A 19,999-nucleotide genomic window follows, 5' to 3' on the forward strand; every position below is an offset into this window, starting at 1 on the left:
CGCCTCAGAACAAGCCGAGCTGCCCGCCGATCAGCGTGGCGAAATCGTCATGCACGAACGGCAGGATGGCATCCGCCACCGGCTGCAGCTGGCGCGTGACGTAGTGGTCGTAGTCGATCGGCGCACGCCGGGTTTCCAGAGGCTCCGGACCCGTGACCGTGATGACGTAGCTAATCCAGCCGCCGTTCTGGTATTGACGCGGTCGGCCCTGCTGGTCGTTGTATTCGTCGGCGAGGCGCGCGGCGCGCACATGCGGCGGTACATTGCGCTGGTAGTCGTCCAATTGGCGGCGCAAACGCTTTCGGTAGATCAGCAGTTCATCGAGCTCGCCCGCCAGCGTCCGGCGCACGTAGTCGCGCACATAGTCCTGGTACGGTTGTCGGTTGAAGATGCGCAGGTAGAGTTCCTGCTGGAACTGTCGGGCCAGGGGCGACCAGTCGCTGCGCACCGTTTCCAACCCCTTGTAGACCATCTCGTGGCTACCGTCTGCGCGCGTGACCAGCCCGGCGTAGCGTTTCTTGCTGCCTTCCTCGGCACCGCGGATGGTGGGCATCAGGAAGCGCCGGAAGTGCGTCTCGAACTGGAGCTCAAGTGCGCTTTGCAAACCGAACTCACTGAGCAGATGGTCGTGCCACCACTGGTTGACGTGCTGCACCAACGCCCGCCCGATACGCGCCGCCTCTTCCTCGGTATGTGTGCGCCCTAGCCAGACGAAGGTGGAGTCGGTGTCACCGTAGATCACGGCATAGCCTTCGGCTTCGACCAGCTCACGTGTCTTGCGCATGATTTCGTGGCCGCGCAGCGTGATGGATGAGGCCAGGCGTGGGTCGAAGAAGCGGCAGCCACTGGAACCCAGTACACCGTAGAACGCGTTCATGATGATCTTCAGCGCCTGCGAGAGCGGACCGTTGTGCGCAAGCTTGGCCGCTTCACGGTTTTGCGAGACACGTGCCACGATGGCCGGCAGGCAATGCCGGGTCCGCGAGAAGCGCGCCCCGCGAAAACCCGGCACCGACGCGCTGTCGTCGGGATGGCGCATGCCCTCCACCAGCCCCACTGGATCAATCAGGAAGGTGCGGATGATCGACGGGTACAGGCTCTTGTAGTCGAGCACCAGCACCGACTCGTACAGGCCGGGCCGCGAGTCCATCACGAAGCCGCCCGGGCTGGCCTCCGGCGGCCGCTCCCCGAGGTTCGGTGCAACAAAGCCCTGCCGATGCATCTGCGGTATGTACAGGTGCGAAAAGGCCTCGACCGAGCCGCCGCTGCTGTCGGCGGGCAGGCCCGTGACGGTGGCGCGCTCCAGCAGAAATGTCAGCAGCTCGGTCTTGGCGAAGATCCGTGTCACCAGCTCGCAGTCCTTGAGGTTGTAGCGCGCCAGCGCGGGCTTGTCCTCGGCGAACATACGGTCGATGGCGTCCATGCGCTGGTACGGGTTGTCGATGGACTTGCCTTCGCCGAGCAGCGTCTGTGCGACGTTTTCGAGGCTGAACGATGGAAAGCTCCAGGTCGCGGAACGCAGCGCTTCGATACCGTCGATAATCAGGCGCCCGGAGGCTGCCGCGAAGTAGTGATTGTTGCGGGTGCCGTGCTTGCGCCAGCCCATCACGTCACCGCCGCGCCCGAGCCGCAACGGTACCTGCAGACGCTGAGCATGCTCGTGCAACACGCGCAGGTCGAACTGCACAAGGTTCCAGCCGATGATCGCGTCGGGGTCATGCCGGGCGAGCCACTGGTTCAGCTTTTCGAGCAGCTGCGCCCGGGTGTCACAGTACTCAAGCTGAAAGTCGAGCGCATCGTCCTTGCCGTTCGCAGGCCCGAGCATGTAGACCTGGCGCTGGCCACAGCCTTCGAGCGCAATGGAATACAGCTCGCCTTGCGCCGTGGTTTCGATGTCCAGGGAGACCAGCTTTAATCGGGGCCGATAGTCCGACGCGGGCTTCATCTGCGTGCCGGACAGTGTGCCGCTGTCGTCCCGCGTTCCACCAAACTGCACCGGCGCGGTAATGAAGCGTTCCATCAAGTAGCGTTCCGGCGGGCGGATATCGGCCTCGAAGACATCGACACCCGCCTTCCTCAACAGCTTGTCGAGGTTCATCAACTGGCGGTGCTGCTGGCAATACAGACCGAGGACGGGGCGGTGGCGGAAATCGCACAAGCCCAGCGGGCGAAGTTCGACGTCGCGCTCACTGCGCAGCAGCGACTCGGCCCGCTCGCGCTGTTCGGCAGGAATGAAGGCGACTGAGGGCTGGTAAGGAAGGCGGATATGCCGAGGGCCGTCGTCGGTCGCCAGCCAAAACTCGACCTCCGTACCTGCGGGCGTATCGCGCCAATGCCGGGTCAGGATAAAACCCTGCTGTAAATCCACCGCTGCAACCTCAAGAACCTGTTTCATTACACGATTCTACTTGCCATCCTCCTTGAGGGTGCGCACTAAACGCCGGACCGTGGAATTCTGGCTGCTGGATTTGACGCCGACGGTTGCTTTCACCAAGCTACCGGCCTCGAATTGTCCACCAGGAACACATTGCGTGATTACCCCCCGTATTCACTGGCGCCGGCTTTTGCTTTGCGCAGCTCCCCTCATCGCCCTGTTGGCTGGGTGCGATGGCGGCGCCCCCAAGCCCCAACCACCCGCGGCGGCCACCTATGTCAGCGCCAACTGGGAAGATCTGCCCGTCGTCAGCGATAGCGACCTGGTGGCCGGTTTCAATGCCTGGCATTCGGCGTGCGGGCGGCTGGCCAAAGATCCGGTCTGGGAAAGCCCCTGCAGCGCAGCCGCCCAGTTACCACCGACGCCCACGGCGATTCGCGACTTCCTCAAAGGGAATCTGCAGGTATACGGCCTGCGCTCGGCCGACAACGGCGAGCACGGCCTGGTCACTGGGTATTACGAGCCGGTCTATCGGGGCAGCCTCGAGCGCAGCGCGGAAACCACGGTGCCGGTCCTCGGCGTCCCCGACGATCTGGTGGTGGTCGCACTGGACAGCCTCTACCCCGAACTCAAGGGCAAGCGCCTGCGCGGCCGCCTGGAAGGGCACACACTCAAGCCCTATGACGACGCAGCGACTATCGAGCGCCAGGGTGTGAACGCCCCCGTGCTGGCCTGGCTGAGCGACCCAATGGACCTGCAATTCCTGCAGATCCAGGGTTCCGGCCGCATCCAACTGGACAATGGCCAGCAACTGCGCATCGGTTACGCCGACCAGAACGGCCATCCCTACAAGCCGGTGGGGCGCTGGCTGGTCGAGCAGGGTCAACTCAAGAAGGAAGAAGTAAGCATGGGGCGGATCCGCGATTGGGCCCAGGCCAACCCGGAGCGGGTTCCGGAATTGCTGGCGAGCAACCCCAGCTACGTGTTCTTCAGCCCGCGCCCCGACAGCAACGAAGGCCCGCGCGGCTCGCTCAACGTACCGCTGACGGCGGGCTACAGCGTGGCGATCGATCGCAAGGTGATTCCCTTGGGCAGCCTGCTCTGGCTCTCCACCACACGCCCGGACGGCAGCGCGTTGGTGCGGCCAGTCGCCGCCCAGGACACCGGCGGCGCCATCGCCGGCGAAGTCCGCGCCGACCTGTTCTGGGGCACCGGTACGGAGGCCGGTGAACTGGCAGGTAACATGAAACAGCCGGGACAGATCTGGCTGTTGTGGCCCAAAGGCATTGCGTTGCCCAAACTGCAATAACGGCTGATCAGTCCGCTATCGTCCAACAGACTTGCCACCCTGCAGCCAGACCCAAAGGTCTGGCTGCGCCCCCTTCCCTTCGCTACCCCTCATCACTCCCCCGCAAAAAAACCAAAACAACGCTGGACGGCGATTTTTATTTCACCTATAAAAAGCGCCACAGGAATATTTTATTCACATGAAGAATTTTTCTTCATCCCTGAATTTAATCCCCGCTGATGAATACTTAGCGACTCCACAGCCCCTTAGCGTGCATGTCACCTTGCGAGGACCCGTAATGAGCACCGATCCGGACCACTTCATTTTCAAGATCAGCTGTCCCGCGACGTCGGGTATCGTCGCCGCGGTGACCTCGTTTCTGGCCGACAACCGCTGCTACATCAGCGAATTGGCCCAGTTCGACGACGAGGAAACCGGCCAGTTCTTCATGCGCGCGGTCTTTCGCTTCAACAGCGGCGTCAAGGGCGACATCGACGCGCTGCGTCTGGACTTCGATGCAGTGGCTGTCGCGCTGAACATGGAGTGGCAACTGCACGCGGTGGCCGAGCCGATGCGCGTGCTGATCATGGTCAGCAAATTCGACCATTGCCTGACCGACCTGCTGTACCGCCACCACAAAGGCGAGATGGACATGCAGATCACCGCCATTGTCTCCAATCACCTGGAACTGCGGCACATGGCCGAGCGCGAGGGCATTCGCTTCATCTACCTGCCGGTGACCAAGGACACCAAGTCCCAGCAGGAAGCCGCGCTGCTGAAAATCGTTGAAGAGACGCAGACCGATCTGGTGGTGCTGGCGCGCTACATGCAAATACTCTCCGATGACCTGTGCAAGCAATTGTCGGGCCGGGCGATCAATATCCATCACTCGTTCCTCCCCGGTTTCAAGGGTGCCAAGCCCTACCATCAGGCCCACCAGCGCGGCGTGAAACTGATTGGCGCCACCGCGCACTACGTGACCTCGGACCTGGACGAAGGCCCGATCATCGAGCAGGAGGTGCAGCGCGTCGATCACGCCTACAAAGCCGACGATCTGGTGAGCATCGGTCGCGACACGGAAACCGTCGCCCTGTCCAAGGCGGTCAAATATCACCTGCAGCATCGGGTGTTCATCAATCGCGAAAAAACGGTGATCTTCCGATGAACAGCTCTATTCAACTCGCCCGCGACATCGACGGCAAAGCCATCGCCTCCCAGGTGCTCAGCGAAGTCGCGGCTGAAGTCCGTGAACTGGGGCTACAGCAGGTCACGCCCACCCTGGCCGTGGTGTTGGTGGGCGAAGACCCGGCCAGTCAGGTTTACGTGCGCAACAAGATCCTGCGGGCCAAAGAGGCCGGGATTCGTTCATTGGAGCAGCGTCTGCCCGCGACCACCAGCCAGGCGCAGTTGCTGGCAGTGATCGCCGATCTGAATGCGGACCCGACCGTCAATGGCATTCTGGTGCAACTGCCGGTTCCGAAGCATATCGATGAAAGTGCGGTGATTCAGGCGATTGATCCGGCCAAGGATGTCGACGGTTTCCATCGGCAAAACGTCGGTGGGCTGGTCCAGGGTCAGGACGTGCTGACGCCCTGCACTCCCAGCGGCTGCATGCGCCTGTTGAACGACACATGCGGCGACCTCAGCGGCCTGCATGCGGTGGTGATCGGCCGTTCGAACATCGTCGGCAAACCCATGGCCACCCTGCTGCTGCAAGCCCATTGCTCGGTCAGCGTGGTGCATTCGCGCAGCATCGATGCGAAGGCGCTGTGCCGCTTGGCCGATATCGTGGTCGCCGCCGTCGGCAAGCCGCAGATGATCGACGCCAGTTGGTTGAAACCCGGCGCGGTGGTGATCGATGTCGGTATCAATCGTATCGAAACCGAACTGGGCAGCCGTCTGGTGGGTGATGTCGATTACGCCAGCGCGCGCACGGTCGCCAGCGCGATTACCCCGGTTCCCGGTGGTGTCGGGCCGATGACCATCGCTTACCTGCTGAAAAACACCGTTATCGCCACACGCCGACAGCTACTGCGCGCAGCTGAACACGCTGCCATTCAAACCTCGACCCGGGAGGCGTGATGCCATTCAATCTCTTGAAATACGGCCTCTCTGCCGAGTACACGGCAGAAATGGACCTGCCGCCGCCCAAGGAACTCAAGTCGTCCTACGACGTGGTGATTATCGGCGGTGGCGGCCATGGCGTGGCGATTGCCTATTACCTGGCCAAGTACCACGGCATCACCAACGTCGCGGTGCTGGAGAAGTCCTACCTCGGCGGCGGCAATACCGCGCGTAACACGGCGGTGATCCGCTCCAACTACCTGACCAGCGAAGGCGTGAAGTTCTACAGCGAGTCGGTGAAGTTGTTCAAGGACCTGTCCAACGAGTTCGACTTCAACATCATGTATTCCGAGCGCGGCCAACTGACCCTGGCCCACACCGACGCCACCGTGCGCGCCTTCCGCCAGCGTGCGGAGGTCAACAAGCATTTCGGCGGCCGTACGGAAATGATCGACCGTCAGCAGATTCACGAACTGGTGCCGAGCCTCAACCTCGACCCCGGTCATCTGCCGGTGTTGGCAGGTCTGTGGCATATCGACGGCGGCACCGCTCGCCACGACGCGGTGGCCTGGGGTTACGCCAAGGGCGCGGCGAAACGTGGGGTGGAAATCCATCAGCTGACGGAAGTCCAGGACCTGATCATCGAGAATGGCCGGATCACCGCAGTGAAAACCAATCGCGGCACCATCCAGTGCGGTTGTGCGGTACAGGCCGTGGCCGGACACAGTTCATTGATGGCGAAGAAAGCCAAAATCGAAATGCCCATCGTCTGCTATCCCCTGCAAGCGATGGTCACCCAGCCGTTCAAGCCGTTCCTCGATCCGTTGGTGAGCTCCTCGGCATTGCATTGCTACGTGCAGCAGACCAGCCGTGGCGAAGTGGTGTTCGGCGGCGGTTCCGACCCCTACCCGCTGTACAACACCCGTTCGACCCTCGACCTGAAAGAAAGCCTGATTTCCGCCGCCGTGGAGATGTTCCCGTTCCTGGCCAACGCCAAGCTGATGCGCCAGTGGGCCGGGATCACCGACATGACCCCCGATTACAGCCCGATCATGGGCCTGTCGCCGGTCGACAACTATTACCTGGACGCGGGCTGGGGCACCTGGGGCTTCAAGGCCACGCCTATCTGCGGCAAGACCATGGCCGAACTGGTCGCTTCTGGCGGCAAAGTCCCGGACTTGATCAAACCCTTCGGCCTGGAGCGGTTCTCGACCTTCCAGCAAGTCAACGAGATGGGCGCTACGGCGGCCAGCCACTAAGGGGCGAAACCTATGAAAGTCATGAATTGCCCACTGAACGGGCCGCGCAATATCACCGAGTTCACCTACGGCGGCGAGTTCAAGGACATGCCCAATCCGACCACCTGCAGCGATGCGCAGTGGGCACATTACGTGTTCAACAGCGAGAACGCCGCCGGCGTGGTCCGCGAGTGGTGGATGCACAACGCATCGAGCTACTGGTTCCTGGCCGAGCGCCATACCGTCACCGACGAAATCCTGCGCACCTTCGATGCCCGGGAAATCTACAACCAGCGCGTCGAGTTCAGCCCTGCGGAGCACAGCAATGAGCCAGCCTAGCCGTTTACCTCTGCCGATGGGCTTGCTGATCAATCGCGAGCAGCCGTTGGATTTCAACTTCGACGGCAAGGCCTATTCCGGTTTCGCCGGTGACAGCATTGCCAGCGCCCTGTTGGGCAACGGTCGTTACCTGCTGTCGCGCTCGTTCAAATACCACCGCCCACGCGGTCCGTTGACCATGGCCGGGCAAGACGCCAACACCCTGGTGCAACTGCCGGACGAGCCTAACGTGCTGGCTGATACCTGTTTTTTGCAGGCCGGCGTCGAAGTCAGCGGGCAAAACTACGCCGGCACCCTGGACAACGACCGCGACGCGTTGCTGGGCAAGTTCTCGCGGTTCATGCCGGTGGGTTTTTATTACCGCTCGTTCTACAAGCCCAAGGGCATGTGGAAAATCTGGGAGCCGCTGATTCGCAAAAAAGCCGGGCTGGGCATCCTCAACCTGGACTTCAAACCCGAGTACTACGACAAGGCCTACCTGTTCGTCGATCTGGCCGTGGTTGGCGCCGGTCCCGCCGGTTTGCAGGCTGCTTTGACCGCCGCCAATGCCGGGGCCAAGGTGCTACTGATCGAACAACAGCGTCTGCTGGGGGGCGCGCTTACCTATGCACGCTTCGACCTGCAAGGCGCGCAGGCCGATGAAGTGCGCAATGCGTTGGTCGATGCGGTCAGCCAGCACGCCAACATTCAGATTCTCACCGAAGCCACCTGCAACGGCTGGTTCACCGACAACTACCTGCCGGTGATCAAGGACAAGCGCATGTACAAGGTGCGCGCCAGCCAATGCATCATCGCTTCGGGCGCGTTCGACCAACCGGTGATTTTCCGCAACAACGACTTGCCCGGGGTGATGCTGTGCAGCGCCGCGCAACGGTTGATGAAGCTTTACGCGGTCAAGCCCGGCAAACGCGCGGTGGTCCTGACCGGCAATGACGATGGTTATCGCACCGCGCTGGACCTGCTGGAGCAAGGCGTTGAAATCGCTGCCGTGGTCGATATGCGCGCTGGCGCCGACGATGCGCGCCTGAGCGCCGAACTCAAGCGTCTGGGCATTACCGTTCACCTGCAGCACACCGTGTATGAAGCCCTGCACAGCAAGGGCATGCGCCACATCAGCGGTGTCGATATCCGCCGCATCACTGCCCGTGGCGAAGTCGCCAAGGACAGCCTGCAACTGGACTGCGACCTGCTGTGCATGACTGCGGGTTATATGCCGGTCTACCAATTGGCCTGTCAGGCCGGTGGCAAGCTGGCGTACGCCGACCCGGTGGCGGAATTCGCGATCACCGGTCTGCCGAAAAACCTCGCCATCGCCGGTTCCGTGAACGGTCGTCACCTGCTGGAAAACGTACTCAAGGATGGCGCGAAAGTCGGCGCCCAAGCGGCAGCGGCCTTGGGCCTGTCAGTGGAGCATCAGGAACAGGCGCTGAGCCCGGAACAACGGGTGAACTTCGACTGGCCGATCTTCCCGCACCCGAGCGGCAAGGAGTTCGTCGATTTCGATGAAGACCTGCAAATCCGCGACATCATCAACGCGACCCGTCACGGGTACCGCGACGTGCAGTTGGTCAAACGCTTCTCCACAGTCGGCATGGGCCCGTCCCAAGGCCGTCACTCCGCGCTGCCAACCGCACGGCTGGTGGCCGCCAGCACCCAGCGTACTGTCAGCGAAACCGGCGTTACCACGGCCCGTCCACCGTTCGAGGCGGAAAAGCTGGCGCACATTGCCGGGCGCAGCTTCGACCCGATCCGTCGTACCGCGATCCATCAACGTCACCTGCAGGCCGGGGCGAAAATGATGCCCGCCGGCAACTGGCAGCGTCCGGCCTACTACGGCTTCAAGGACGAAAACGGTCAGCCTGCCAGCCGCGAGCGCTGCATGCAGGAAGAAGCCCGTCACGTGCGCCAAAGCGTCGGCCTGATCGATGTCTCGACCCTGGGTGGTCTCGACGTTCGTGGCCCCGACGCCGCCGAACTGCTGGAGCGGATGTACACCTTCGCCTTCGCCAAACAACCCATCGGCCGCACCCGTTATGCGTTGATGACCAACGAGCACGGCGTGGTCATCGATGACGGCGTCTGTGCGCGGCTGGCCGATCAGCATTTCTACGTCACCGCCACCACCAGCGGCGTCGACCGGATCTATCAGTCGATGCTCAAGTGGAACGTGCAATGGCGACTGAACGTCGATATCGCCAACGTCACCGCCGCCATTGCCGCCGTCAACCTGGCCGGACCCGATTCGCGCAAGGTGCTGGAAAAGGTCTGCGCCGATATCGACCTGTCGCCTGACGCCTTCCCGTACCTGGGTGTGCGTCAGGGCACAGTGGCCGGGATCGCCGCGCGGGTGATGCGGGTCGGTTTCGTCGGCGAGCTGGGTTATGAAATCCATGTGCCGGCGCGTTATGCCGAATACCTGTGGGACACGCTGATGGAAGCCGGAGACGAGCATGACATTCGCCCGTTCGGCGTCGAAGCCCAGCGTTTGCTGCGCCTGGAAAAAGGCCATGTGATCATCAGCCAGGACACCGATGGCATGACCCATCCGGCGGAAATCGACATGGGCTGGGCCATCTCGCGCAAGAAGCCGTTTTTCGTCGGCCGTCGCTCCGTGGACATCCTCGAAGCACAGCCGCTCAAGCGCAAGCTGGTGGGTTTCAGCCTGCCCAAAGGCAGCAGCCAGCCACTGGAAGGTCATCTGGTGCTCAAGGGCCCGGACATCAGCGGCAACGTCACCTCCTGCGAGTACTCGCCGACGCTGGGCATGATCATCGGTCTGGCCTACGCCGCCGTCGATCAAAGCGTGCCCGGCCAGCAGATTCCGATTCGGGTGGAAGGCGGTGAAGTGGTACAGGCCACGGTGGTCAAACTGCCGTTCTTCGATGTCGACAGCAAACGCCAGGAGTTGTAAGCATGGTCACTCTTAACGCCAAGGATTTTCGCGAGCGCAGCCCGCTGTACGCCTTGCAGGAAAATGCCCGGCTGGCACGCCTGGGCGACAGCCTGATCGTCAGCCGTTACGACGATCAGGACGAAGCCGCTCAACTGGCCCGCTGCGCCCTGCTCGACCTGAGCAATCTGGCGCGGGTCGGCTTTCGTGGCGTCGATGCTGCCGCGCATCTGCATGCGCAGCAGTTCGAGCTGCCGAGCGTCCCCAACCGTTGCGTGGTTCAGAACGACGGCAGCAGCGTCGCGCGTCTTTCCCAGACCGAATACTTCCTGCTCGGCAGTTTGCAGGACGCGGGGGCACGTTTGCAGGCCCTCGAAGCCGATTGGCAATTGTCTGAAAAAGGCTGCTACTTGCTGCCGCGTCAGGACAGCCACGCGTGGTTGCTGCTGACCGGTGAACACGTCAGTAGCGTGATGGCCAAGGTGTGCGGGGTCGACCTGCGGCAACAGGCGTTCGCGCCGGGTGCGGTGGCCCAGACCTCAGTGGCGCGCATGAGCACGATCATCATCAACGGCTCGCAACCGGATCTGCCGCTGTTTCATATCCTCTGTGACCGGGCGTCGGCGCAATACCTGTGGGGCGCGCTGCTGGATGCCATGCAGGAGTTCGGTGGCAAACCGGTGGGGGTGGATGCGTTGTTGGCATAGAGGAGCGCAAATCTCCTGTAGGAGCTGCCGAAGGCTGCGATAAGGCCGGAACGGCCTTCATGAAAATCAACCGCGGCGACCGGTTCCCGGTCGATCGCAGCCTTCGGCAGCTCCTACAGTTATCGAGAGCCCGCATTGACAGGAGACCCTATGAACAGCATCGAAGAACCCACCCTCGACAGCGACTACCGCGTCCCGGCCTTGCAACGCGGGCTGTGGATTCTGCAGCTGTTCAGCAGCACCGAACGGGTGCTGAGCATGAACGACATTGCCGAACGCCTGACGGTCAGTGTCTCTTCGATCTACCGCATCGTGCAGACGCTGAATGGCATGGGCTACCTGAAGAAGGTTGCGAAAAACACCTACGAACTCGGCCCGCAAGTGATCGCCAATGGCTTCACCTACCTGGCCAGCCGCGATCTGGTGGACGTCGCGATTCCCTACCTCAACACCCTGCGTGACCGCAGCTCGCTGTCCTGCCACCTGACCGTGCGCGAACAAACCGACAGCGTTTATATCTACCGCGCCTTCGCTTCCCAACGACTGTCGGTCAACGTCCCCATCGGTACGCGCATTGCCTGCCACTGCACCGCCATGGGTCGGGTGCTGCTCAGCGATTTGAGCGAAGCCACCCTGGTCAGCCTGTATCAGCACGTGCGTCTGGACGATTATCCGGCGCCCGCGCCCAAGACCTTGCCCGAGCTGCAACAGATTGCCGAACAGGATAGGCAACTGGGCTGGGTGCTGCACCGCTCCGACTACTCCACCGCCATCGCCACCGGCATTCGCGATCACCGAGGCGAGGTTGTCGCGGCCATCAACCTGTCCGGGCCGGATGCGATCATGGACAACCCGGAGAATCGCGAACGCTTCAAGAACATGCTGCTCGACAGTGCGCGCTCGATCTCCACCGAGATGGGTTTCAACGCCTGACGACTCAGCCTTAACCGCACCACCCCCTCGCTCCACTGCGCCCCGCCTGCCCTCCTGACTCACCTCCCGAAACCCATCCACGACGCGATGGGTTCTACCTTCTGTCGCCTGCCCTTTTTATGAACTTGCAGCCGGGGCTTGCATACACAATATTATGGTATACCATCATACAGCAAGCCACCCCATCTCCCTCTTATCTGGAGCCGCTCATGAGTTTTGAAATTCGCAAGATCGTCAGCTACGTGGAAGAAACCTTCATCGAAGGCGGCAAGGCCACTGACAAGCCAGTGACCATGGTCGGCCTGGCCGTTGTCATCAAGAACCCATGGCTGGGTCGCGGCTTTGTCGAAGACTTGAAGCCGGAAATCCATGCCAACTGTTCCGATCTCGGTGCACTGATGGTCGAGCGCCTGATTGCCACCATCGGCGGTGCAGAAAAAATCGAAGCCTACGGCAAGGCCGCTGTGGTCGGCGCCGACGGTGAGATCGAACACGCTTCTGCGGTGATCCATACCCTGCGTTTCGGCAACCACTACCGCGAAGCCGTGAAGGCCAAGAGCTATTTGAGCTTCACCAACAAGCGCGGCGGCCCAGGCACTTCGATTCAGATTCCGATGATGCACAAGGACGACGAAGGTCTGCGTTCGCACTACATCACCCTGGAAATGAAGATCGAAGACGCTCCACGCGCGGACGAGATTGTCGTCGTCCTCGGTTGCGCCAACGGGGGCCGTCTGCACCCGCGCATCGGCAACCGTTACATCGATCTGGAAGAACTGGCCGCCGAAAACGCCCAATAACTCCCCATAACCAATAAGGTCTGCAGGAGCGATCCATGATTCGGCTCACCGCTGAACGCACCCCGGCCGGCACCAGTTATCTGGCGACCGGTCAAGGCCAACCCGTGGTATTGATCCATGGCGTGGGTCTGAACAAAGAGATGTGGGGCGGCCAAATCGTTGGTCTCGCTCCGCATTACCGCGTCATTGCCTACGACATGCTCGGGCATGGCGCCAGCCCGCGCCCGGAATCGGGCACCGGGCTGCTCGGTTATGCCGAGCAGTTACTGGAACTGCTTGAACACCTGCAACTGCCGCAAGCCACCGTGATCGGGTTCTCCATGGGCGGGCTGGTGGCTCGAGCTTTCGCGCTGCACTACCCACAGCACATCCTGGGGCTGGTGGTGCTCAATAGCGTGTTCAACCGCAGCGCCGAACAGCGCGCCGGGGTCATCGAGCGCACCAGTCAGGCCGCCGAACATGGCCCGGATGCGAATGCCGAGGCCGCTCTGTCACGCTGGTTCAGCCGCGAATACCAGGCCGCCAATCCAGCGCAGATCGCAGCGATTCGGCAAACCCTGGCCGGCAATGACCCACAGGGTTACCTGACCACTTATGAATTGTTCGCTACCCAGGACATGTACCGCGCCGAGGACCTGGGCAGCATTCAGGTGCCGACCCTGATTGCCACCGGCGAGCTGGACCCGGGTTCGACCCCGCAAATGGCCCGGCAACTGGCCGAACGGATTCCCGGCGCGCAAGTTGCTGTGCTCGACGAGCAACGGCATATGATGCCAGTAGAGTCGCCGCGCCTGGTCAATCAGGTGCTGCTGGACTTCCTCACCACCGCACAAACCCGACAAAACCAGATAAAGGGGACCGTTGCATGACACTCGCACGCTTCCAGATGTGCATCGACGGTCAATGGGTCGATGCCCTCTCCGGCAAGACCTTCGAAAGCCTCAACCCGGCACTGGCCCAGGCCTGGGCGGTGCTGCCCGATGCCGACGAAGCCGATGTCGAGCGCGCCGTCCAGGCCGCGCAAAAGGCTTTCGAGAGCCCGGCGTGGCGTGGCCTGACCGCCACGGCCCGGGGCAAACTGCTGCGCCGTCTTGGCGACTTGATCGCCGAAAACAAAGAACACCTGGCGCAATTGGAAAGCCGCGACAACGGCAAGCTGATTCGCGAGACCCGTGGTCAGGTCAACTACTTGCCCGAGTTCTTTCATTACACCGCTGGCCTCGCCGACAAGCTCGAAGGCGGCACCCTGCCGCTGGACAAACCTGATCTGTTTGCCTACACGGTGCACGAACCGATGGGCGTGGTCGCCGGGATCATCCCCTGGAACAGCCCGCTGTACCTGACCGCGATCAAGCTGGCGCCTGCCCTCGCGGCAGGCAACACCATCGTGCTCAAGCCGTCCGAACACGCCTCGGCGACCATCCTCGAGCTGGCCCGTCTGGCCCTCGAAGCTGGCATCCCACCGGGGGTGGTCAACGTCGTCACTGGCTACGGGCCAAGCACTGGCGCTGCACTGACCCGCCACCCACTGGTGCGCAAGATCGCCTTCACCGGCGGCGCCGCCACGGCCCGACATGTGGTGCGCAGCAGCGCCGAGAACTTTGCCAAGTTATCACTGGAATTGGGCGGTAAATCGCCGAATATCATCTTTGCCGACGCCGACCTCGACAGCGCCATCAACGGTGCAATCGCCGGTATCTATGCTGCGTCCGGGCAGAGCTGCGTGTCCGGCTCGCGGCTGTTGGTGCAGGATGAAATCTACGACGAGTTCGTCGAGCGTCTGGTCGAACGGGCCAAGCGCATCCGTATCGGCAACCCGCAGGACGACACCAGCGAAATGGGCCCGATGGCCACCGCTCAGCAACTGGCCGTGGTCGAAGGTCTGGTGGCCGACGCCATCGCCGAAGGCGCCCGTCTGCGCCTGGGTGGCAAGCGACCGCAGATGGACAGCGACGGCTGGTACTACGAGCCGACCCTGTTCGAATGCGACCGCAACTCTATGAAGATCATGCAGGAAGAAGTCTTTGGCCCGGTCGCGTCGGTGATCCGCTTCAAGGACGAAGCCGAAGCGCTGGCCATCGCCAACGACTCACAGTTCGGCCTCGCGGCCGGTATCTGGACCCGCGACCTGGGCCGCGCCCATCGCCTGGCTCGGGATGTACGCTCCGGGATCATCTGGGTCAACACCTACCGCGCAGTCTCGGCCATGGCCCCCATCGGCGGCTTCAAGAACAGCGGCTACGGTCGCGAGAGTGGCATCGATTCGGTGTTGGCTTACACCGAGCTGAAAACGGTGTGGATCAACCTGTCGTCGGCGCCGATGCCCGACCCCTTTGTCATGCGTTAAGAGGTGACCTGAGATGATCGAACCTGGCATTTACAAAGAGGTGATGGCCTCCTTCCCCTCCGGGGTCACAGTGGTGACCACCCTGGACCCTGACGGCGGCATCGTCGGCATCACCGCCAGCGCCTTCAGTGCGTTGTCAATTGACCCGGCGCTGGTGCTGTTCTGTCCCAACTACGCCTCCGACACCTACCCGGTGCTGCGCGACAGCAAACGCTTCGCCATTCATTTGCTGTCGGCGGATCAGCAGGCCGTGGCCTACGCCTTCGCCGGTAAAGGCAAGGACAAGGCCAAGGGCATCGAGTGGCACCTGAGCGAGCTGGGTAACCCGCTACTGACCCAGGCCACCGCGATCATCGAGTGCGAACTGTGGCGCGAATACGACGGCGGTGACCACGCGATCATTGTTGGCGCAGTGAAGAACCTGATCCTGCCCGAGCAGCCGGTGACACCAATGATCTATCACCGCGGCAAGCTGGGCCCGTTGCCCACCCTCGCCTGATCGATTTTTCAGGGCCGCCCCCCTACCGTTGCGGCCCCAATTTTATTTTCGGGAGCCGGCATGACCCCAGCAGCCTCGCAACTGTTCCGCCAACAGGCCTTTATCAATGGTCAATGGTGTGACGCGCAAAACGGCACCAGCCAAGCCATTTTCAACCCGGCCACGGGTGAAGTCATCGGTCACGTGCCGAACCTCGGCGCCGCGCAAGCGCGTGAAGCCATCGTTGCCGCCAATGCCGCGTGGCCGGCCTGGCGCGCACGCACGGCTAAAGACCGCAGTACGGTGCTCAAACGCTGGCACGCCTTGATGCTGGAAAACGCCGACGCCCTCGCCGAAATTCTCACCCTGGAACAAGGCAAGCCGTTGGCCGAAGCCAAGGGTGAAATCCTCTATGCCGCCAGTTTCATCGAGTGGTTCGCCGAAGAAGCCAAACGCATCTATGGCGACACCATTCCCAGTCACAAGGGCGATGCGCGGATCGTGGTCAGCAAGGAGCCGATCGGTGTTGTCGCCGCCATTACCCCATGGAATTTCCCGGCGGCGATGATCACCCGCAAAGCTGGCCCGGCACTGGCGGCTGGTTGTCCGTGCATCGTCAAACCGGCACCGGAAACGCCGTTCTCGGCACTGGCCATGGCCGTGCTGGCGGAACAGGCCGGAATTCCCGCCGGTATTTTTAACGTCATCACCGGCGATGCTGTCGCCATTGGCGCCGAGCTGACCGGCAGTCCCGAGGTGCGCAAACTGTCGTTCACCGGCTCCACGGCCATTGGCAAGCTGCTGATGGCCCAATGCGCTCCGACGCTGAAAAAGGTCTCGCTGGAACTGGGCGGTAATGCCCCGTTCATTGTGTTCGACGACGCCGACCTGGAACGCGCCGTCGAAGGGGCCTTGATCGCCAAGTTTCGTAACGCCGGACAGACCTGCGTCTGCGTCAACCGTTTCCTGGTGCAGGACGGTATCCATGACGCCTTCATCGCCCGCCTCACCGAGCGTGTGCGCGAACTGAAAGTCGGCAATGGTTTCGAGGCGGGCGTCAGCCAGGGTCCACTGATCAACGAACGGGCAGTGGCCAAGGTCGAGGACCATGTGCAGGACGCCTTGGCCAAAGGCGCGCGCTTGCTCTGCGGCGGCGAACGGCATGCCCTGGGCCATGGTTTCTTCCAGCCGACTGTGATCGCTGATTTGACGCCGCAGATGAAAGTCGCCAGCGAGGAAACCTTCGGGCCGCTGGCCGCCGTGTTCCGCTTCGACAGCGAAAGCGAGGCCCTGCGCATGGCCAACGACACCGAGTTTGGCCTCGCCGCCTATTGCTACACCCGTGATCTGGGCCGTGCATGGCGCATGAGCGAAGGTCTGGAGTACGGCATGGTCGGGATTAACGAGGGACTGATTTCCACGGAAGTCGCGCCCTTCGGCGGTATCAAATCCTCAGGCCTGGGCCGTGAAGGTTCGAAATACGGCATCGAAGACTACCTGGAACTCAAATACACCCTGATGGGCGGACTTTGAGGGCTTGTCGCTTAAAGAACGCAGCATGATAAACTCGGCCATTATTTCGAACATGACCGGAGCGCTGAAGATCCTTTGATCAAGGTGCTCCTTTTGCATGGACAGCCACACTCAGAGCGGACCCGATGAAACGCCTGCCACTTGACGACAGCTTCAAGGTCAATCGCAACCCCGTTACCCTGCGCGAAATCGTGCTGGATAAACTGCGAAGCGCCATCATGAACTTCCAGCTTCTGCCGGGAGACCGTCTGGTCGAGCGAGATCTCTGCGATCGCCTGGGCGTCAGCCGCACGTCGGTTCGTGAAGCCCTGCGCCACCTGGAATCCGAAGGCCTGGTGGAATTCGCCGACGCCAAAGGGCCGAGTGTCGCCATCATCACCCTGGAAGATGCCTGCGATATCTACGAGCTGCGCTGCGTGCTCGAAGGCCTGATCGTCCAGTTGTTTACCCTCAGAGCCAAGGCCAAGGACATTCGCGCCCTGGAAAAAGCCCTTGAGGAGAACCGCAAGGCCCTCAAGGACGGCGAGTTGCAGCAAGTACTCGACTCGGTGCAAGGCTTCTACGACGTGCTGCTCGAAGGCTCGGGCAACCACGTCGCGGCCACCCAGCTGCGCCAGCTACAGGCACGCATCAGCTACTTGCGCGCCACGTCAGTGTCCCAGGAAAACCGTCGTAGCGTCAGCAATCAGGAAATGGAGCGCATCGTCGAGGCGATCAAGAGCGGCGATCCATTGGCTGCGCATCAGGCTTCGGTCGACCATGTTCGGGCCGCCGCCCACGTGGCGCTGGACTATCTCAAGCTGAAACAGAACGAGAGCGGCAAAGTGCGTGAAATCGTCTCGCCCATCGTCCTCAAAGAACCTCGCATAGGCCGCTGAACATGCCCAGTCCGCGCTTCTGCCCGCAATGCGGTAGCGGTGACCTCGGTCACCAGCTTCCGCCTGGCGATACGCATGAGCGCTTGATGTGCCGGGGCTGCGGCTACATCCACTACATCAACCCGAAGATCATTGCCGGCTGCATCATCGAGCAGGACGGCAAGTACCTGCTGTGCCAGCGCGCGATCCCGCCGCGTCCCGGCACCTGGACCCTGCCCGCAGGTTTCCTGGAGAGCGGCGAAACCACTGAGCAGGGAGCCCTGCGCGAGGTCTGGGAAGAATCCGGGGTGCGCGCGGAAATCGTTTCGCCCTACTCGATCTTCAGCGTGCCGCAGATCAGCGAGGTCTACATCATCTTCCGCGCCATCGCGCTGGAGATCACCGGCCAATACGGCCCCGAAACCCTCGACTACCGCTTTTTCGCGCCCGAAGACATTCCGTGGGACAGCATCTACTACCCCGCCATCCGGCAGATCCTCGAACGTTATATCGAGGAACGCCAGGCCGGGGTCTACGGCATCTACATGGGCAACGACGACAGCGGCAAGATCCACTTCATTCGCTGACCCCACCTGCCAGAACCCTCAGGGCTCAAACCCTTCGACAATGATCACTTCAGCCCTGGCCGCACCCTGGCGGTATTGGCACGCCTGCTGATACTGCTCGGAGCGGTAGCACGCCTGCGCTTGCTCGTAAGACTCGAATTCGATCACCACACTGCGTTGCGGCGTCGCCCTGCCCTCCATCGCTTCGGAACGCCCGCCTCGGGCCAGCAGCTTGCCGCCAAACAACGCAAACGCAGCCGGCGCGCGCTGGGTGTATTGGACGTATTGCTCAGGGTCGGTGACATCGACGTGTGCGATCCAGTAAGCCTTCATGACGACCTCGTTATTTCGGTTTGATTTGTATTATGGTATACCAGAAAAATACAGTATCTACCATTTACACACTGAGAACTGAAAGCATGGCCTTCAATAGCATCGAAGAAATCATCGAAGATTACCGTCAAGGCAAGATGGTCCTGTTGGTCGACGATGAGGATAGAGAAAACGAAGGCGACCTGCTGCTCGCCGCCGACCGCTGCACGGCCCAGGCGATCAGTTTCATGGCCCGGGAAGCGCGCGGCCTGATCTGCCTCACGCTGACCGACGAACATTGCCAGCGCCTGGGTCTGGAGCAGATGGTGCCGAGCAATGGCAGTGTCTTCAGCACCGCGTTCACGGTGTCCATCGAAGCCGCCAGCGGTGTCACCACCGGCATCTCCGCCGCCGACCGCGCCCGCACCGTCGAAGCCGCTGTCGCCGCTGACGCCAGGGCCGAAGATCTGGTGCAACCGGGGCATATCTTTCCGTTACGCGCCAAGGAAGGTGGCGTGCTGACCCGCGCCGGGCATACCGAGGCTGGCTGTGACCTGGCGCGACTGGCGGGTTTTACTCCGGCGTCGGTGATCGTTGAAGTGATGAACGATGACGGCACCATGGCTCGACGCCCGGACCTGGAAGTGTTCGCCGCCAGGCACGGAATCAAGATCGGCACCATCGCCGACCTGATCCATTATCGACTCAGCACCGAGCATACCGTCACCCGCATCGGCGAGCGCGAACTGCCGACCGTGCACGGCAGCTTTCGCCTGGTCACCTATGAAGATCGCATCGAAGGTGGCGTGCACATGGCGATGGTCATGGGCGATATCCTGCGTGAAGACCCGACCCTGGTCCGAGTGCATGTGATCGATCCGCTGCGCGATCTGGTCGGCGCCGAATACACCGGGCCCTCGAACTGGACGTTGTGGGCAGCGCTGCAAAAGATTGCTGAGGAAGGCCGCGGGGTCGTGGTGGTGCTGGCCAATCACGAGTCCTCGCAGGCGTTGCTCGAGCGGATTCCGCAACTGACCCAGCCACCTCGGCAATACACCCGTTCACAATCGAGGATCTATTCTGAAGTAGGCACCGGGGCACAGATTCTGCAAGACCTCGGTGTGGGCAAACTGCGCCACCTCGGGCCACCGCTGAAATACGCAGGATTGACCGGGTACAACCTGGAAGTGGTGGAAAGCATTCCGTTCGTGGGGGTGTAACACGACCCCGCCTTCATACCTTGAGGCGTGCCACAAAATGTGTGCCTGGCACA

General features: G+C 61.9%; 18 protein-coding genes. 16 read left to right on the forward strand and 2 right to left on the reverse strand.

Annotation, left to right across the window (positions count from 1 at the left end; all coding sequences use genetic code 11):
* Window positions 1-4: 4 nt before the first annotated feature.
* Window positions 5-2,368, reverse strand: a complete 2,364-nt coding sequence (locus AC1MEE_RS12200; protein WP_480416219.1) for a DNA polymerase II — start codon at window positions 2,366-2,368, stop codon at window positions 5-7.
* Between the two features lie 163 nt (window positions 2,369-2,531).
* On the opposite strand from AC1MEE_RS12200, the gene mltA reads away from it, so the two are divergent.
* From mltA to AC1MEE_RS12275, 15 genes are all read left to right on the forward strand, one after another.
* On the forward strand, window positions 2,532-3,683 hold the full coding sequence (gene mltA / locus AC1MEE_RS12205) for a murein transglycosylase A (protein ID WP_480415584.1): 1,152 nt from the start codon (window positions 2,532-2,534) through the stop codon (window positions 3,681-3,683).
* 277 nt (window positions 3,684-3,960) lie between these two features.
* Complete coding sequence (gene purU / locus AC1MEE_RS12210) at window positions 3,961-4,827, forward strand: formyltetrahydrofolate deformylase (RefSeq protein WP_480415585.1); 867 nt, start codon at window positions 3,961-3,963, stop codon at window positions 4,825-4,827.
* Window positions 4,824-5,744 (forward strand): bifunctional methylenetetrahydrofolate dehydrogenase/methenyltetrahydrofolate cyclohydrolase FolD, encoded by a 921-nt coding sequence (gene folD, locus AC1MEE_RS12215; RefSeq protein ID WP_480415586.1) that lies wholly within the window; start codon window positions 4,824-4,826, stop codon window positions 5,742-5,744. Before purU ends, folD begins: the two co-directional genes overlap by 4 nt.
* On the forward strand, window positions 5,744-6,985 hold the full coding sequence (locus AC1MEE_RS12220) for an FAD-dependent oxidoreductase (protein ID WP_480415587.1): 1,242 nt from the start codon (window positions 5,744-5,746) through the stop codon (window positions 6,983-6,985). The genes folD and AC1MEE_RS12220 overlap by 1 nt, the downstream gene beginning before the upstream one ends.
* Window positions 6,986-6,997: 12 nt before the next feature.
* On the forward strand, window positions 6,998-7,303 hold the full coding sequence (locus AC1MEE_RS12225) for a sarcosine oxidase subunit delta (RefSeq protein WP_480415588.1): 306 nt from the start codon (window positions 6,998-7,000) through the stop codon (window positions 7,301-7,303).
* The gene (locus AC1MEE_RS12230) at window positions 7,290-10,214 is read left to right on the forward strand and encodes a 2Fe-2S iron-sulfur cluster-binding protein (RefSeq protein ID WP_480415589.1); all 2,925 of its coding nucleotides are present in this window, start codon (window positions 7,290-7,292) and stop codon (window positions 10,212-10,214) included. Before AC1MEE_RS12225 ends, AC1MEE_RS12230 begins: the two co-directional genes overlap by 14 nt.
* Window positions 10,215-10,216: 2 nt before the next feature.
* Window positions 10,217-10,900 carry a sarcosine oxidase subunit gamma gene (locus AC1MEE_RS12235; RefSeq protein ID WP_480415590.1) on the forward strand — a complete coding sequence of 228 codons (684 nt, stop codon included), beginning with the start codon at window positions 10,217-10,219 and terminating at the stop codon, window positions 10,898-10,900.
* Window positions 10,901-11,050: 150 nt separating this feature from the next.
* Window positions 11,051-11,833, forward strand: coding sequence for an IclR family transcriptional regulator (locus AC1MEE_RS12240; RefSeq protein ID WP_480415591.1), 783 nt, complete (start codon window positions 11,051-11,053; stop codon window positions 11,831-11,833).
* 209 nt (window positions 11,834-12,042) lie between these two features.
* On the forward strand, window positions 12,043-12,633 hold the full coding sequence (locus tag AC1MEE_RS12245) for an amino acid synthesis family protein (RefSeq protein WP_480415592.1): 591 nt from the start codon (window positions 12,043-12,045) through the stop codon (window positions 12,631-12,633).
* Window positions 12,634-12,668: 35 nt separating this feature from the next.
* Window positions 12,669-13,502 (forward strand): alpha/beta fold hydrolase, encoded by an 834-nt coding sequence (locus AC1MEE_RS12250; RefSeq protein ID WP_480415593.1) that lies wholly within the window; start codon window positions 12,669-12,671, stop codon window positions 13,500-13,502.
* Window positions 13,499-14,980, forward strand: coding sequence for an aldehyde dehydrogenase (locus AC1MEE_RS12255; protein ID WP_480415594.1), 1,482 nt, complete (start codon window positions 13,499-13,501; stop codon window positions 14,978-14,980). The genes AC1MEE_RS12250 and AC1MEE_RS12255 overlap by 4 nt, the downstream gene beginning before the upstream one ends.
* Window positions 14,981-14,993: 13 nt before the next feature.
* Window positions 14,994-15,479: a flavin reductase family protein gene (locus AC1MEE_RS12260; RefSeq protein ID WP_480415595.1), complete on the forward strand. Its 486-nt coding sequence runs from the start codon at window positions 14,994-14,996 to the stop codon at window positions 15,477-15,479.
* Window positions 15,480-15,539: 60 nt separating this feature from the next.
* Window positions 15,540-16,991 (forward strand): NAD-dependent succinate-semialdehyde dehydrogenase, encoded by a 1,452-nt coding sequence (locus AC1MEE_RS12265; protein ID WP_480415596.1) that lies wholly within the window; start codon window positions 15,540-15,542, stop codon window positions 16,989-16,991.
* 125 nt (window positions 16,992-17,116) lie between these two features.
* Window positions 17,117-17,869 (forward strand): GntR family transcriptional regulator, encoded by a 753-nt coding sequence (locus tag AC1MEE_RS12270; protein ID WP_480415597.1) that lies wholly within the window; start codon window positions 17,117-17,119, stop codon window positions 17,867-17,869.
* 2 nt (window positions 17,870-17,871) lie between these two features.
* Window positions 17,872-18,435, forward strand: a complete 564-nt coding sequence (locus AC1MEE_RS12275) for an NUDIX hydrolase (RefSeq protein WP_480415598.1) — start codon at window positions 17,872-17,874, stop codon at window positions 18,433-18,435.
* Window positions 18,436-18,453: 18 nt separating this feature from the next.
* Here the strand turns inward: AC1MEE_RS12275 and AC1MEE_RS12280 are convergent, their stop codons facing one another.
* Window positions 18,454-18,747, reverse strand: coding sequence for a DUF1330 domain-containing protein (locus AC1MEE_RS12280; RefSeq protein WP_480415599.1), 294 nt, complete (start codon window positions 18,745-18,747; stop codon window positions 18,454-18,456).
* Between the two features lie 86 nt (window positions 18,748-18,833).
* Between AC1MEE_RS12280 and ribBA the strand changes: the two genes are divergently transcribed.
* Entirely contained in the window at window positions 18,834-19,946 is a 1,113-nt protein-coding gene (ribBA, locus tag AC1MEE_RS12285) for a bifunctional 3,4-dihydroxy-2-butanone-4-phosphate synthase/GTP cyclohydrolase II (RefSeq protein ID WP_480415600.1), read from the forward strand.
* The last annotated feature ends 53 nt before the right edge of the window (window positions 19,947-19,999 follow it).

It is taken from the genome of Pseudomonas sp. ASL3 (genome assembly GCF_056680425.1).

What these genes read in the sequence shown, in the direction of transcription:
- purU (WP_480415585.1), top strand. Translation starts at nt 3,961, where the DNA reads ATGAGCACCGATCCGGACCACTTCATTTTCAAGATCAGCTGTCCCGCG.
- folD (WP_480415586.1), top strand. Translation starts at nt 4,824, where the DNA reads ATGAACAGCTCTATTCAACTCGCCCGCGACATCGACGGCAAAGCCATC.
- AC1MEE_RS12220 (WP_480415587.1), top strand. Translation starts at nt 5,744, where the DNA reads ATGCCATTCAATCTCTTGAAATACGGCCTCTCTGCCGAGTACACGGCA.
- AC1MEE_RS12225 (WP_480415588.1), top strand. Translation starts at nt 6,998, where the DNA reads ATGAAAGTCATGAATTGCCCACTGAACGGGCCGCGCAATATCACCGAG.
- AC1MEE_RS12230 (WP_480415589.1), top strand. Translation starts at nt 7,290, where the DNA reads ATGAGCCAGCCTAGCCGTTTACCTCTGCCGATGGGCTTGCTGATCAAT.
- AC1MEE_RS12235 (WP_480415590.1), top strand. Translation starts at nt 10,217, where the DNA reads ATGGTCACTCTTAACGCCAAGGATTTTCGCGAGCGCAGCCCGCTGTAC.
- AC1MEE_RS12240 (WP_480415591.1), top strand. Translation starts at nt 11,051, where the DNA reads ATGAACAGCATCGAAGAACCCACCCTCGACAGCGACTACCGCGTCCCG.
- AC1MEE_RS12245 (WP_480415592.1), top strand. Translation starts at nt 12,043, where the DNA reads ATGAGTTTTGAAATTCGCAAGATCGTCAGCTACGTGGAAGAAACCTTC.
- AC1MEE_RS12250 (WP_480415593.1), top strand. Translation starts at nt 12,669, where the DNA reads ATGATTCGGCTCACCGCTGAACGCACCCCGGCCGGCACCAGTTATCTG.
- AC1MEE_RS12255 (WP_480415594.1), top strand. Translation starts at nt 13,499, where the DNA reads ATGACACTCGCACGCTTCCAGATGTGCATCGACGGTCAATGGGTCGAT.
- AC1MEE_RS12260 (WP_480415595.1), top strand. Translation starts at nt 14,994, where the DNA reads ATGATCGAACCTGGCATTTACAAAGAGGTGATGGCCTCCTTCCCCTCC.
- AC1MEE_RS12265 (WP_480415596.1), top strand. Translation starts at nt 15,540, where the DNA reads ATGACCCCAGCAGCCTCGCAACTGTTCCGCCAACAGGCCTTTATCAAT.
- AC1MEE_RS12270 (WP_480415597.1), top strand. Translation starts at nt 17,117, where the DNA reads ATGAAACGCCTGCCACTTGACGACAGCTTCAAGGTCAATCGCAACCCC.
- AC1MEE_RS12275 (WP_480415598.1), top strand. Translation starts at nt 17,872, where the DNA reads ATGCCCAGTCCGCGCTTCTGCCCGCAATGCGGTAGCGGTGACCTCGGT.
- AC1MEE_RS12280 (WP_480415599.1), bottom strand. Translation starts at nt 18,747, where the DNA reads ATGAAGGCTTACTGGATCGCACACGTCGATGTCACCGACCCTGAGCAA.
- ribBA (WP_480415600.1), top strand. Translation starts at nt 18,834, where the DNA reads ATGGCCTTCAATAGCATCGAAGAAATCATCGAAGATTACCGTCAAGGC.